The organism is Pedobacter gandavensis (assembly GCF_032678465.1).
GTDB classification, from domain to species: domain Bacteria; phylum Bacteroidota; class Bacteroidia; order Sphingobacteriales; family Sphingobacteriaceae; genus Pedobacter; species Pedobacter gandavensis_B.
Window position 1 is genome coordinate 23,529 of record NZ_JAVTSK010000013.1, and the last position, 13,406, is coordinate 36,934.

Below are 13,406 nucleotides of genomic sequence, written 5' to 3' on the forward strand. Positions count from 1 at the left end.
TTTATAAACTTTTACTTTTTATATGGATAGTAAATGAAGTTTGCACCTTCTGGAACAATCACAAATACACACATAAATTCCTGCGGATTTTTATAACTTTTTATAAATAATGCTTTCTTTTCAGGATTAATAATTCCTTTTTGAATAAATTCATCCAGTGTAGAAGCCTGAATGCTCCAATCGGTATTTAACTCTGTTTTATCCAGAATCATTTCTCCAATACTTACGGTATGTTGGTGTGCGACAAAAATCGGATGGGTAGAAATCCCTTCATTGAGAATCGCAATGGAAACTTCCTTTATAGAATCTGAATATAATTCCAGGTCTTTTTCTAAACTCAATAAAGGGCTTTGTTTCTTTTGCTCCTCCTTTTTACCTTCAGGATCCTGTTGAGGCAATAACTCTTCAATATTCATTTTAATCTCTAATTAACTTCCAATACTTCTGCTGTATTAGTCAGACCAGTAAACTTCAATAACACTACATTCTCCACATGTTGCGTATGTGGGAACATATCAACCGGCTTGATGCGTACAACTTCATATTTCTCTTTTAACAATGCTAAATCTCTGGCCTGAGTAGCTGCATTACAGCTTACATATACGATTTTCTCTGCCTCCATTTCCAGCAATCTTGCCACAACATCTGCATGCATTCCTGCTCTTGGTGGATCGGTGATTACCACATCAGGCTTACCGTGTGCGGTAATAAAATCAGTAGTTAAGATATCTTTCATATCACCTGCATAAAATGTAGTGTTATGAATTCCGTTAAGTTCAGAGTTGAACTTGGCGTCTTCAATTGCCGTCGGAACATATTCCACACCGATCACTTGTTTTACACTACCCGCCACAAAATTGGCAATTGTGCCTGCACCGGTATATAAATCATAAACCAATTCATTTCCACTGAAACCAGCAAATTCTTTGGTAATTTTATACAACTCCAATGCCTGCATGGAATTCGTCTGATAGAATGATTTCGCACCAATCTTGAATTTCAGACTATTCATTTCTTCAAAGATATGATCTCTACCTGCGTAGGTAATCACCTCCTGATCGAAAATAGTATCATTTTTCTTCTGATTGATAATGTATAAAAGAGAAGTTACTTCCGGAAAGTTAACTTTCAGATATTCCATCATGCCCTCTATCTGTGCTTGTTCTACATAAGCAAAAACCACCACTACCATTACTTCGCCAGTTGAAGAAGTACGGATAATCAGATTTCTTAAGGCACCTTCGTGGTTACGCAAATCATAGAAACTCAGTCCATTTTCCAAAGCATAACTTCTCACTTTATTTCTCAAAGTGTTTGAAGGTTCTGCCTGTAAATAGCAATGCTCAATGTCTAATATTTTATCAAAACGCAAGGGCACATGAAAACCTAATGCATTCATTTCCATTTCGGCCTTCTCAAACGATGCTTTCCCCTCATCACCTTCAGCTCCAGCATCTAATACTGGCATATCTGCCTTATTCAACCAGCGTTTATTAGAAAAAGTATATTCTAATTTATTTCTATAATATTTATTTTCTGCTGAACCTAAAATTGGCTCCATTGAAGAAGTATCAATTTTAGCTAACCTTTGCAATGCAGCTTCTACGTTTTTATGTTTAAATGTGAGCTGAGCACTATACTCCATATGCTGCCATTTACAGCCACCACAAGTGCCAAAATGCTGACAGAACGGATCTGTTCTGAATTCAGATTTCTCATGTATGGCTTCAATTACAGCCTCAGCAAAATTCTTTTTCTTTTTTACGACACGAACATCAACGACATCGCCGGGTACAGCTTTATCCACAAATACCACCAATTCATCTGCTTTACCTACTCCCTTGCCTTCTTCGGCAATATCAATAATACTTAAATCGGGGATAATGGTTACCGTTCCGGATTTTCTATTTCTACTCATTATGCCGCAAATTTAAGTTTTTTTTCTTTGCGTTGTAAATGTTTTTCAATGGTAGCCAGGAGGATGGACCTAAACTGATTCCAGGACATAAAAAGGAGAAGAAAACAAAATTTTAAGGCATAGGAATTTCTATAAGACTTTTACGGTCTATTCAACAAGAAATCTAAATATTATCTTTTACTTACCAAAAACACTCAGGATAAAACCAAAAATGCCTTCAACCAGATTAAAGCTCATATCAAACTTCTCATCCACTAAAACAGAAATTTCTAAAACCTCTTTACTCATTGTCTTTTATATTGATAATGAGGCCAAATTAACAATTTTCATACCAAATACCAATACGGTATATATTATCAATTTAATAAGTTTATGTTAAACGGATACTTTGGAATGGTTAAGGGAGGTATATTGAAAACCATAAGCCCTTCTCATCTTTAGGCCTTAGATGGAGCCAAACGCCGGCTTTGGTAGGGCTTTGATAGTGCTAAATGGCTAAATAATCAGCTGAACATACGGATCATATGTTTCAAAAAGGAATTTTCGATCACTGTTTTACCTTACCTCCAGGTAAATTCTTTACGCAAACAGAAAAGCCTCCTGAGTAAGTCAGAAGGCCTTTACATTTATAAGAAGTATTTAATTTGTCCCATCACAGGAACTTATTTTCTCTACAAAGCTGCTTTCACCAGGAATGGCAACAGCTCCTTTTGGAAGCTCACAAAGTTCTTCCTCACATCAGAATCACTTACAGAGGTAAAGGCAAATGAAAACACGATGCTTTTACTTGCTTTCAATAAAAAAGCCAGACCTTCCTTTCGGGAAGGATTGTTTTTGAAATGGTCCAGCTCCAGGTATGCAGAAAGCAATAAAGATTCCAATTGATCGGAGAGGTGTTTTAAGAATTCCTGGGAGTTGGCATTCTCTCTCACAAAATCCCAACCGATGAACTCATTACAAACTGTATAGGTTAATCGGCAGGTCTTCATTACCAATGCGGTCAGGTGCTCCTCTTCATTAGAAAACTGTGCTTTATTTTTTAGAATTTCATGAAGATTTAAATCCAGATAATCCATTAAGATGGCATCTAAAACCTGCTCTTTACTTTCAAAATACTTGTATATAGTAGCTTTGGCTATTCTGGCTTTTTTCGCAATTTCGTTTACACTTGTTTTGTGATAACCGTATTTTCTGAATAATTCCTTTGCAGCCCTGATTATGCTTTCTTTAATTTTCTCTGGTTCCATCAATTAGATACGTTTATCATCCCACCGCTACCAACTGAGGTGCGATATACCCTTAAATAACGTACAGCCGGCGCTTTCTGCGGACTGCCGTCAAGCAGTAAAAATTTAGCACCGCTGCAAGGATCTGTTGCCGTAATCAAATTGTCATCCGGAGTCACTTTACAGCGCTGTTCAGGATTTACTGAACTACAGCGATCAAAAGCAATATAATTACGAGGAGCAAGCTTAACGATCATTAGACCTGCAACCCCTTGATTGTCGACCAACAAGATATTGTCCTTTGCCCTAATGCTAAATTCAGTTTCTGTAAGTGGGTAGTTTACAAGGACATTTGGAATATAAGTCCCTTCGTCTTTACCGCAACCTGCAAAAAGCAATAAAACTACAAATGCGCCGGTTATCTTTTTAATCATTTAACTTATATCAACGATGTTTTATATTGTTTCAAAAAGCGGGCATCATTCTCTGAGAATAACCTTAAGTCCTTAATTTCAAATTTCAGGTTGGCAATACGTTCGATCCCCATACCGAAGGCGAAACCGCTATATTTTTTAGCATCAATCCCACAGTTTTCCAATACATTTGGGTCTACCATACCACAACCCAGAATTTCTACCCAGCCACTTTGTTTACAAAGCTGACATCCGGCCCCTTTACAAATGGTACAAGAAATATCCATCTCTGCCGAAGGCTCTGTGAAAGGGAAATAAGAAGGGCGGAAACGAACTTTTGTTCCCTCACCATAAAGTTCCTGAACAAAGTAAAACAACGTCTGCTTTAAATCCGCGAATGAAACATTTTCATCCACATACAAACCTTCAACCTGGTGGAAGAAGCAATGCGCTCTAGCTGATATCGCTTCGTTACGATACACGCGTCCTGGCATAATTGCTCTGAACGGTGGTTTTCCTGCTTCCATCATTCTCACCTGTACAGAGGACGTATGAGTTCGCAAGGCGATATCACCCTTTTCGCCACCTTTTTTGATAAAGAAAGTATCTTGCATATCACGAGCCGGATGTTCCTCAGGAAAGTTTAGTGCGGAGAAGTTATGCCAATCGTCCTCAATCTCCGGACCTTCAGCAACAATAAAGCCTAGTTTGTTAAAAATTTCAACGATCTCTCTTCTTACCAATGCCAGTGGATGACGGGCACCAATTTCAAAGCCTTCACCAGGTAAAGTCAGGTCTAAACCCAAATCTTTAGTGGTATCTGCGACCTCAGTCTGATCTTTAAGCGTTTGATATTTAGCTTCTGCTAACTGCTTAAATTCATTTAAAACCTTACCAAGGACTCTTTTTTCCTCTGGCGAAACGGCCTTAAATTCATCAAAGATATCTTTAATAATTCCTTTGGTACCAAGGAATTTAATACGGAATTGTTCTAACTCATCAGCGCTATCCGTAGAAAACGCGTTTATTTCAGCTGTATATTGTGTTATCTTCTCTTGTAACATGAGGCCAAATATACAGCTATTTATACAATATTTTTATAATCGCTGAGTCCAAAAATCAACTTGAACATCATGCACAAGTAGAAATCAGACTCAGCGAGAATATTTTAGATTACACCAAGTGCTTTACCTACTTTAGTAAATGCAGCAATCGCTTTATCTAAATGATGTTGTTCATGAGCGGCAGAAAGCTGAACACGAATTCTTGCTTTGCCTTGCCCTACTACCGGATAATAAAATCCAACTACATAAATGCCTTCTTCAAGCATTTTAGCTGCAAATTCCTGTGCAAGTTTGGCATCATAAAGCATCACCGGAACAATCGGATGTACACCTTCTTTGATATCAAAACCAGCTTCAGTCATTTTCTTACGGAAATAAACCGTATTACTTTCTAATTTATCTCTTAAATCAGTCGTCTCGCTTAGCATATCCAATACTGCAACAGAAGCACCTGCAATAGCTGGAGCTAAAGTATTAGAGAATAAATATGGGCGTGAACGCTGACGTAACATGTCAATAATCTCTTTTTTACCCGCAGTAAAACCACCAGATGCACCACCCAGTGCTTTACCTAAAGTACCTGTAATGATATCTACTCTGTCCATTACGTTAAAATGCTCATGTGTTCCACGACCAGTTTTTCCGATAAAACCTGTACAGTGTGATTCATCAATCATCACCAATGCTTCATATTTATCTGCCAAATCGCAAATTTTATCTAAAGGAGCGATTACACCATCCATAGAAAAAGCACCATCCGTAACAATAATACGGTGTCTTGCATCTTTTGCAGCAATTAATTGTTGCTCCAGGTCAGCCATATCAGCATTTTTATACCTGAAGCGCTTTGCTTTACACAAACGTACCCCATCAATGATGGAAGCATGATTCAATTCATCAGAGATAATGGCATCCTGATCATTTAAAAGTGGTTCGAAAACACCACCATTCGCATCAAAAGCTGCAGCATATAAAATGGTATCTTCCGTACCTAAGAATTTAGATAACTTTTCTTCCAGCTCTTTGTGTACATCCTGAGTACCACAGATAAAACGAACTGATGACATTCCATAGCCATATTTATCGATTGCTTGTTTAGCCGCTTCAGTTACACGGGGATCAGAAGATAATCCTAAATAGTTGTTTGCACAGAAGTTGATCACTTCCTGGCCAGTACTAATTTTGATATCTGCACCCTGTGGGGTTACAATCACACGTTCGCGTTTAAATAAACCGTCTTTTTCTATTTGCTCCAATTCTTGTTGAAGAACAGGTTGTAATGTTTTATACATACTATTATTTGCTTGTTGCAACCAAAGTTATGAAAATATCGTCTACCCCAAACAACCTTGTGAAATACCCATTAACAAACTTTAACAAAAGTTTGCTGTTAAATTAAGAATAGATACCCGATATTTAGGCATTAACCGATATATGAAGAGAATTCAACTCACGCTTTTACTGATACTTGCTGCAATTACGATATCATCTGCTCAGGAATTCAAATTAAAAGGAAATATTAAAGATACAAACGGAGATATTGTTCCTTTTGCTTCTGTTTATGTGAAAAATACCACAAAAGGTACCTCTGCGAATGTGGATGGCATCTATGCCCTCACTTTAAATAAAGGAAGCTTTATCATTGTTTACAAAGCAATAGGCTATAAAGCTGTAGAAAAAAGCATCGAGCTTAAAGAAGAAACTACAGAAAACACGATATTAATACCCGAATCTTATACCCTAACCGGAGTTACTATTGATGGAAATGCAGAAGATCCTGCCTATGAAATTATCCGACAGGCAATTAAAAAAAGAAAAGAACACCTAACAGAGGTCCCAGCTTACACCGCAGATGTTTACATCAAAGGAGTTCAAAAACTTGTTGGTGCGCCTAAGAAATTTTTCGGAAGAGACATTCAGAAAACCCTTAACCTGGATACGAACAGAAAGGGGATTCTATATTTATCAGAATCGACCTCGATGTTCTCCTTTGAACTTCCCGACAAAATACATGAAGAAATGATTTCATCTAAAGTTGCTGGAAGGAACAATGCTTTCAGTTTCAACAAAGCTTCGGATCTCCTCGTTAACTTCTACCAAAACATCCTATTAGAAAATACGCTAAGTGCCCGTGGATTTGTTTCACCTATTGCCGATAATGCCTTATCTTTTTATAAATACAAACTTTTAGGAGTGTTGACTGAAAATGGCCAAAGCATTAACAAAATTCAGGTTATTGCTAAAAGGGCGCATGATCCCGCATTCAATGGGACGATTTATATCAATGATAACACCTGGCACTTACTGAATGCCGATGTATACCTAACTACAAGTTCAGGCATCAACTTAATTGACACCCTTAAAATTTCACAACAATTTCTAAAGGTGGAAAAGACTTATATGCCCTCAAATATAAATTTCCAGTTCAATGGGAATGTCTTGGGTTTTAAGTTCGAAGGGTATTATGCTGGCGTATATAGCAATTACGATATCCACCCTAAATTCCCAAAAAACTATTTTAACGGAGAAATTCTGAAAGTCACCAAGGCAGTCAATAAAAAAGATTCCTTATTCTGGTTGAACAGAAGACCAATTCCGCTAACTGCTGAGGAAAGCCGCGATTACATTAGAAAAGATAGCCTTGCTGCACTCAAAACATCCAAACATTACCTGGACTCTTTAGAAAAAGCAAACAATAAACCAGGTCCTTTTAAACTGCTAATTGGTGGATATACCCTTAATAATCGCTACGATAAAAAAAGTTTGAGGTTTGATCCTATCCTGCCTGCTTTGTTTTATAATACTGTTGAAGGTTTCGGCATGAGATATGGTATTACTTATTCAAAACGTCTGGAATATGGCGAATTTTATCAGATCAGACCAGAAATCCGTTATGGGTTATCGAACAAGGAACTTACGGCCTCCATTAGTGGAACCTATTATTACGATGCCGTTAAACGTGGCAGCATTAGTGCCAGTGCCGGATCAGGGATATTTGATTTGAATAACTTAGGATCAATGAGTTTACTGGGAAACTCATTTAACTCCCTTTTATTTGAAACGAATTTCTCAAAATTTTATAAGAAGGAATTTGCAAACATTGGAACCAGCAGAGAGTTAGCGAACGGTTTAATGGGATCTTTAGAAGTCAACTATTCAAAAAACTATAACCTGGTAAACACTACCGATTTCAAAATTAAAGATCTAAAGGGAGAGACATTTACTTCCAACAACCCTTTTACTCCTGAGACCGAAACACCCCTATTCCCCAGCTATCAAGCCCTTACCTTAAGTGCTTCCTTACAATATACGTTCGGGCAAAACTATATGACCATGCCAGATCGTAAAATTTACCTGGAATCAAAATATCCAAGTATCAATCTGACTTATAAGAAAGGAATTAAAGGTGTGATGAGTAGCGATGTTGACTACGACCTCATCGCTGCTGAGATCTATCAAAATAGGATTAGTGCTGGTTTATGGGGATACTCATCTATAGTCATTGGTGCTGGTAAGTTCATTAACAATGATCAGATCTACTATCCCGAGTTCAAACACTTCAGAGGGAATAACTCTTTGTTTAGTGTGCCAAATATGAGGAAATTCCTATTTCTTGACTTCTACCTATTTAGTACTGACCGCGAATATTTCGAAGCACATTTTGAACACAATTTCTCTGGAAGATTCAGTAGTAAAATCCCCCTGCTCCGTAAATTAAAACTGGAGGAGCTCGTTGGGGTGAGTTACCTAAGTCAACCTTTAAAAAGAAATTATACAGAATTTTATTTTGGACTACAAAGATTGATTTTCAGGGCTGCTTATGGCTTTGCCTATGATGGAAACAAAAGAATCAATCATGGCTTCAGATTGTCTTACGGATTTTAAAATAATGAAATAAAGCGCCTACCCACAGCTTGATTTGTAAGAATTTAGAAATGGGTATCCGCCTGATTTAAAATGGAATCAGTTCTTGTTGCCGATAGATACTCATCATCAATTGTGCTGGAAAAACCGAATAGTCCTTATTCAGGATATTGGTACCTATTGGTATAACTTTCCAGCCTTCATCTCCGACAATACAAAGTTCGTGAATCACGTGAACACATTCTAATAGTTTCTCCAGGTGCTCCAACATAGGTAAGGAAGTGTGACCGTTTTCACATTCATCAGCCATAGGGATATCACATAAGCTATAAAACAAAACCATATCCAGTTCATCCTGCCATCCGGATAAAGGAAGATAGTTGAAAAGTTGTTGAAATACCAACCTGACATTATTTACTTCCGCATCCTCCAGCATTCTGCAATACTTCATCGCATCATTTTTCAGTCTCTTTCCTACTTCAATAAAAGCTCCTTTTCTCCACATTCCGTCTGTTTGATAAAGTGGATCTTCAGCTCTAATTAATAAGTCAATCTTATCATTATTAATGATCAACCATGCCATTTCCAGAAAGCGGGTCAATTGCCAATGCACACTGGCCTGCCCTGCCGGCTCATAACTTTTACCATTTTTATAGGCCTTATTATTAAAGGCTAGGGAAAAAAACAGCCTTAATTCCTGTCTGAATAACTCCAGATCAAAGGTGTCAAAGAATTCCTCTGCAACTAATAAAGGATTGATTAATTCTTCGCCTTCCAAATACCTGAACCCCGCAATACCCTTCCTACCGTATCTTCTTCTCATGATTGATTAAATTAATTTAAAATATATTTACTAAACTTTAAAATATTATATTAGCTAAATAATTAACACAATCTTACGTATAATTAATCAAAAGACAAATTAATTTGCATAATAATTAAAGCTATGAGGAAAAACATTTATGTAGAGAGCAGCCAGACCGGCGCCAGACTTAGGGAAGTTCGTTTAGCAAAACAAATGACCCTAATACAATTTTATCATCCGATTACACAACACATCGGCAATTGTTCTTCAATCGAAAGTGGCAGGAGAAATATTGGGAAAAGATTGTCTAAAGACATTATGGAATACCACAAAATTAACCCCAGGTATTTAAACACCGGTATGGGTGAAATGTTTATCCGATCGTCGGTTTCGGATGATCATTTACCACAAATAGAGGAGGGAGTACCTTATTTTAATGTCAACCTCACTGAGATTACCGTAGGAGACCTGAATGTATTTCAGGAGCCTCCGGAGTATTATGTAAACTACCGTCCTTTTAATGATTGTGACGCTTACCTTCCTGTTTACGGAGACAGCATGTACCCTAAATTCACAAATGGGGAAATCATTATCGTTAAAGAAATTAAAAACCGGGACATCATACAATGGGGGGAGGCATATCTGGTCATTACAGACGACATCTCTAATAATATCACCACGGTAAAGCTCCTTTTTGAACATCCTGATCCTGAAAGAATTCTGCTACGCTCTTTAAATCCGGAGTATACTGGCGATACTGTGCTGGAGAAAAAAGCCATCAAACGGATATTTTTGGTCAAGGGCAAAGTAACAAGGAGTCATTTATAGCCCCCTTGTATAAACTTCTGGATTTACCGGAAAAGGAATCTGAAGGCCTTTCAACGCTGCAATCACATTTCTTGCAGCTAGCTCAGACATGGAAGCACGGGTTTCCTGGGTAGCGGAGCCGATATGAGGAAGGACGGCTACGTTAGGCATGTTCAACAGAGGGTGGTTGGATCTCATGGGTTCAGGATTGGTTACATCCAGTCCTGCGCCCCAGATCTCTCCTTCTTCAAGTGCCTTTATCAAGTCCTCTTCCTGATGAATAGCTCCTCTTGCGGTATTGATAAAAATAGCAGTGGATTTCATTAAATTAAATGCAGTCCGACCAAATTTACCTTCAGTTTCGGGTGTTAAGGCTGTATGCACTGTAATTACATCGCTCTGCTGAAGCAAATCTTCAAAAGGTAGCCATTTAGCATTTAATTCCTGCTCGGCCTCCTGATTTCTGGTTCTGTTATGGTAAATTATTTTCATCCCAAAGGCCGCTTTACAACACCTGGCCATTTCCAAACCTATCTTACCCAGACCATAAACACCCAGGGTCTTAGCTCTTAACTCTATTCCTAAATTTGCTGTGGGTTCAAAAAAGCCCCACTCTCCTTTTTCAATAGTTTTATGTAAATAAAATGCCTTTCTGGAAGTGGCCAGCATCAGTAGAAAAGCGGTATCTGCTGTAGCGGTGCTCAATACTCCAGGGGTATTCCCAACAGGGATATTCAGGGAAGTAGCTGCAGCTATATCTACATGGTCAAAACCGACAGAATGTAAGGCAATCACTTTTAAATGGGAACATGCATCAAAAAAATCAGCATCCAATCTGGTACTAACACTTAACAAGGCATCACACTGCAAACAATTGGCGATCAATTCATCCCGACTGAGTGGCCTTTGCTCCTTCCATTCCATAATTTCAACTCCCGCTTCCTCCAATAATCTCCGCCCCTGTTCAGAAATTATCCTTGTTATAAATACCTTCATAAATAATATTTTAATACAAAATCAACAACAAATCCTGCCAAATGTTCAGAAATAAGGTCAGATTTCCTGGAAATAAAAAAGGCGGTTCCAAATTAGGAGCCGCCTTTTTTTAACTGTCTTTTCTAGAATTAAATACTAAGTTTTTTACGAACATCAGAAGGAATACCTTTTTTATTTAACAAGAAAGCTGTGGTTTTATATTTCACAAAATTCTTAGTTACATAAAGATAACCTTTGTAGTCGTTACTTGGACCCCAGGAGTTTTTAACGATATAATACTCTTTACCGTTTTGATCTTTAGCGATACCAGTAATCTGCATACCGTGATCATCCGTAGTTTTATAATTATCAAAAGCTTCCTGACGCATTTCTACAGTAATCTCTTTTTCAGCTTTCGGACCATTGAACATCGTAGCACGTTCTTCTTTAGACATATCTTCGAAATCTTTTTCCGGAACAAAAGCAACACCGTTTTTCCAGCTAAAGCCTTTTTCACTTACATCTGTAGCCCAGGCAACAGTATATCCTTTTTTCAGCGCATTGTCGATTACTTTAGTAATATCATCCATCGGCACGTTGTGAACCTGATCGAAAGACCAGTTGTCCGGCACCATCAATACCGCTTTTGTATAGTAAGGAGCTGAGGTGAAGGAAGAAAGCTCTACATAATCAGCCGGATTAATTCCAACAACTTCTTTAGCGAAAGTTTTTGGTGTATATTCTTTTCCTTCATAATTGAATTTCTCCGGAACTGCACCTAAACATGAATCGATTGTAGCAATATATCTCGCTTTCCAGGTCGGATCAAACTTTCCTGATGGTGCATTTACTGCTTGTTCAAGAATAGCTTTAGTCAACTTGTTCATATCATCAGATTTGTTCGTTGATGTACCATATTTTCTTCCATCATAAACAGATTGTGGCATTGCGCCATATAGCGCAAACATATTGATCACATCATGACAAGCACCACCATCACCTAATGTTAAAGCACCATGCATACGTACATAGTTGATTCCTTTTTCAATATAAGCATTGCGGGCAGTAAAGATATCAGCAAGATCTACAGGTTTTTTACCTGCTTTAATCATTTCTGATTCTAAAAATGAGTTGGTACTGTAGCTCCAGCAAGTACCTGAAGATTGTTGGTTTTTTACATCAGTTGCTTCAGCATTGATTACCGGAGTAAAAGTGAAGCTATTTTTACTGTCTTTACTGTGATTGTTACTTAAGGCATTTACCAGGTTATCCTGCGCAAATACACTACCTGCACTAAATAAAAGGCCTGCGGCCAATAGTACTGGTTTCATAGAAATTTTGGTCATTTTTTGTGTTTAAATTTATTCCGCCTCACAAATCATCCGCTGATTTATAATGACGAAGGCAAACTTAACAATATTCCAATAACCCAACAACAGGATAAAAACATTGTTACCTCATAATTTTTGTATAAGTTTAGCTATCAAAACACAACAATGGATATTTCATTAAATGGTAAATACGCGGTAATTTGCGGCAGTACACAGGGTATTGGACTGGCCACCGCCAAAGTTTTAGCGGGTTTAGGGGCCAACTGTATCTTAATGGCAAGAAATGAAGAAGGCTTAAAAGCAGCTATAGCTCAGTTAAAGCAGAGTGAAGGCCAACACCACAGTTATTCAACTGCTGATTTTTCTGAAACGCAACAGTTGTCTGATGCCATCCATCAAATCGCCAAGAAGCATGATATTGCTATTCTGGTGAACAATACAGGCGGACCAAAGGCTGGCCCGATTACCATGGCAAGTCATCTCGATTTTGAAATGGCATTTCAGCAACATCTTGTTGGAAATCACCTTTTGGCTACAGCAGTCCTTCCAGGCATGAAAAAACTAGGTTATGGAAGGATCATCAATATCATTTCCACATCGGTTAAAACTCCTTTACCAAACCTTGGTGTTTCCAATACCATCAGAGCGGCTGTGGCTTCTTGGGCAAAAACACTATCCAACGAAGTTGGTATTTTTCAGATCACAGTGAACAACATTCTACCTGGATTAACAGATACGGCCAGGTTAAAGAGTTTAATTAAAAACACCGCAGCAGGTCAACAAACAGATGTGTCAACAATAGAGAAAAACATGATTTCAAGTATCCCTATGGCTAGATTTGGACAAGCGGAAGAAATTGCAAATGTAATTGCCTTTCTGGCTTCCCCTGCGGCATCCTATGTTACCGGAACCAGTATAAGAGTAGATGGAGGCAGAACCCCTGCGATTTAGCTTTTTCTATCTCATTTATCTTTATTAACTTTGCGCCACATTAAACGCTGTA

At 38.0% G+C, this 13,406-nt stretch carries 13 protein-coding genes; 3 read left to right on the forward strand and 10 right to left on the reverse strand.

Annotated elements, in window-relative coordinates; all coding sequences use genetic code 11:
• Positions 1-11: 11 nt before the first annotated feature.
• The 7 genes from R2Q94_RS19670 to kbl all read right to left on the reverse strand — a co-directional run bounded on the left by R2Q94_RS19670 (position 12) and on the right by kbl (position 5,913).
• Positions 12-416: a hypothetical protein gene (locus R2Q94_RS19670; protein ID WP_316823197.1), complete on the reverse strand. Its 405-nt coding sequence runs from the start codon at positions 414-416 to the stop codon at positions 12-14.
• Between the two features lie 8 nt (positions 417-424).
• Entirely contained in the window at positions 425-1,918 is a 1,494-nt protein-coding gene (rlmD, locus tag R2Q94_RS19675) for a 23S rRNA (uracil(1939)-C(5))-methyltransferase RlmD (protein ID WP_316823198.1), read from the reverse strand.
• A 177-nt stretch (positions 1,919-2,095) separates the two neighbouring features.
• Complete coding sequence (locus R2Q94_RS19680; RefSeq protein ID WP_316823199.1) at positions 2,096-2,206, reverse strand: phenylalanyl-tRNA synthetase subunit alpha; 111 nt, start codon at positions 2,204-2,206, stop codon at positions 2,096-2,098.
• Between the two features lie 383 nt (positions 2,207-2,589).
• Positions 2,590-3,165: a TetR/AcrR family transcriptional regulator gene (locus tag R2Q94_RS19685; protein WP_062546894.1), complete on the reverse strand. Its 576-nt coding sequence runs from the start codon at positions 3,163-3,165 to the stop codon at positions 2,590-2,592.
• Positions 3,165-3,578 (reverse strand): hypothetical protein, encoded by a 414-nt coding sequence (locus R2Q94_RS19690; protein ID WP_316823200.1) that lies wholly within the window; start codon positions 3,576-3,578, stop codon positions 3,165-3,167. The genes R2Q94_RS19685 and R2Q94_RS19690 overlap by 1 nt, the downstream gene beginning before the upstream one ends.
• Positions 3,579-3,583: 5 nt before the next feature.
• A complete protein-coding gene (pheS, locus tag R2Q94_RS19695; protein ID WP_316823201.1) occupies positions 3,584-4,621 on the reverse strand; it encodes a phenylalanine--tRNA ligase subunit alpha in 1,038 nt (345 codons plus the stop codon).
• A gap of 104 nt (positions 4,622-4,725) precedes the next feature.
• Positions 4,726-5,913, reverse strand: coding sequence for a glycine C-acetyltransferase (gene kbl, locus R2Q94_RS19700; protein ID WP_316823202.1), 1,188 nt, complete (start codon positions 5,911-5,913; stop codon positions 4,726-4,728).
• A 142-nt stretch (positions 5,914-6,055) separates the two neighbouring features.
• Here kbl and R2Q94_RS19705 point away from each other — a divergent pair, with 142 nt between their 5' ends.
• On the forward strand, positions 6,056-8,506 hold the full coding sequence (locus R2Q94_RS19705; protein ID WP_316823203.1) for a DUF5686 and carboxypeptidase regulatory-like domain-containing protein: 2,451 nt from the start codon (positions 6,056-6,058) through the stop codon (positions 8,504-8,506).
• 67 nt (positions 8,507-8,573) lie between these two features.
• On the opposite strand, the gene R2Q94_RS19710 is transcribed toward R2Q94_RS19705, so the two are convergent.
• Positions 8,574-9,308 carry a hypothetical protein gene (locus R2Q94_RS19710; protein WP_316823204.1) on the reverse strand — a complete coding sequence of 245 codons (735 nt, stop codon included), beginning with the start codon at positions 9,306-9,308 and terminating at the stop codon, positions 8,574-8,576.
• Between the two features lie 123 nt (positions 9,309-9,431).
• On the opposite strand from R2Q94_RS19710, the gene R2Q94_RS19715 reads away from it, so the two are divergent.
• The gene (locus R2Q94_RS19715; protein ID WP_316823205.1) at positions 9,432-10,118 is read left to right on the forward strand and encodes a S24 family peptidase; all 687 of its coding nucleotides are present in this window, start codon (positions 9,432-9,434) and stop codon (positions 10,116-10,118) included.
• On the opposite strand, the gene R2Q94_RS19720 is transcribed toward R2Q94_RS19715, so the two are convergent.
• Both R2Q94_RS19720 and R2Q94_RS19725 read right to left on the reverse strand, forming a co-directional pair.
• Positions 10,113-11,093 (reverse strand): D-glycerate dehydrogenase, encoded by a 981-nt coding sequence (locus R2Q94_RS19720; protein ID WP_316823206.1) that lies wholly within the window; start codon positions 11,091-11,093, stop codon positions 10,113-10,115. The genes R2Q94_RS19715 and R2Q94_RS19720 overlap by 6 nt on opposite strands.
• Before the next feature lie 128 nt (positions 11,094-11,221).
• Positions 11,222-12,418, reverse strand: a complete 1,197-nt coding sequence (locus tag R2Q94_RS19725) for an aminopeptidase C (RefSeq protein ID WP_316823207.1) — start codon at positions 12,416-12,418, stop codon at positions 11,222-11,224.
• Positions 12,419-12,568: 150 nt separating this feature from the next.
• On the opposite strand from R2Q94_RS19725, the gene R2Q94_RS19730 reads away from it, so the two are divergent.
• A complete protein-coding gene (locus tag R2Q94_RS19730) occupies positions 12,569-13,354 on the forward strand; it encodes an SDR family oxidoreductase (protein WP_316823208.1) in 786 nt (261 codons plus the stop codon).
• Positions 13,355-13,406: the final 52 nt, after the last annotated feature.

What these genes read in the sequence shown, in the direction of transcription:
- R2Q94_RS19680 (WP_316823199.1), bottom strand. Translation starts at nt 2,206, where the DNA reads ATGAGTAAAGAGGTTTTAGAAATTTCTGTTTTAGTGGATGAGAAGTTT.
- R2Q94_RS19670 (WP_316823197.1), bottom strand. Translation starts at nt 416, where the DNA reads ATGAATATTGAAGAGTTATTGCCTCAACAGGATCCTGAAGGTAAAAAG.
- R2Q94_RS19705 (WP_316823203.1), top strand. Translation starts at nt 6,056, where the DNA reads ATGAAGAGAATTCAACTCACGCTTTTACTGATACTTGCTGCAATTACG.
- kbl (WP_316823202.1), bottom strand. Translation starts at nt 5,913, where the DNA reads ATGTATAAAACATTACAACCTGTTCTTCAACAAGAATTGGAGCAAATA.
- R2Q94_RS19685 (WP_062546894.1), bottom strand. Translation starts at nt 3,165, where the DNA reads ATGGAACCAGAGAAAATTAAAGAAAGCATAATCAGGGCTGCAAAGGAA.
- R2Q94_RS19715 (WP_316823205.1), top strand. Translation starts at nt 9,432, where the DNA reads ATGAGGAAAAACATTTATGTAGAGAGCAGCCAGACCGGCGCCAGACTT.
- R2Q94_RS19690 (WP_316823200.1), bottom strand. Translation starts at nt 3,578, where the DNA reads ATGATTAAAAAGATAACCGGCGCATTTGTAGTTTTATTGCTTTTTGCA.
- pheS (WP_316823201.1), bottom strand. Translation starts at nt 4,621, where the DNA reads ATGTTACAAGAGAAGATAACACAATATACAGCTGAAATAAACGCGTTT.
- R2Q94_RS19720 (WP_316823206.1), bottom strand. Translation starts at nt 11,093, where the DNA reads ATGAAGGTATTTATAACAAGGATAATTTCTGAACAGGGGCGGAGATTA.
- rlmD (WP_316823198.1), bottom strand. Translation starts at nt 1,918, where the DNA reads ATGAGTAGAAATAGAAAATCCGGAACGGTAACCATTATCCCCGATTTA.
- R2Q94_RS19710 (WP_316823204.1), bottom strand. Translation starts at nt 9,308, where the DNA reads ATGAGAAGAAGATACGGTAGGAAGGGTATTGCGGGGTTCAGGTATTTG.
- R2Q94_RS19730 (WP_316823208.1), top strand. Translation starts at nt 12,569, where the DNA reads ATGGATATTTCATTAAATGGTAAATACGCGGTAATTTGCGGCAGTACA.
- R2Q94_RS19725 (WP_316823207.1), bottom strand. Translation starts at nt 12,418, where the DNA reads ATGACCAAAATTTCTATGAAACCAGTACTATTGGCCGCAGGCCTTTTA.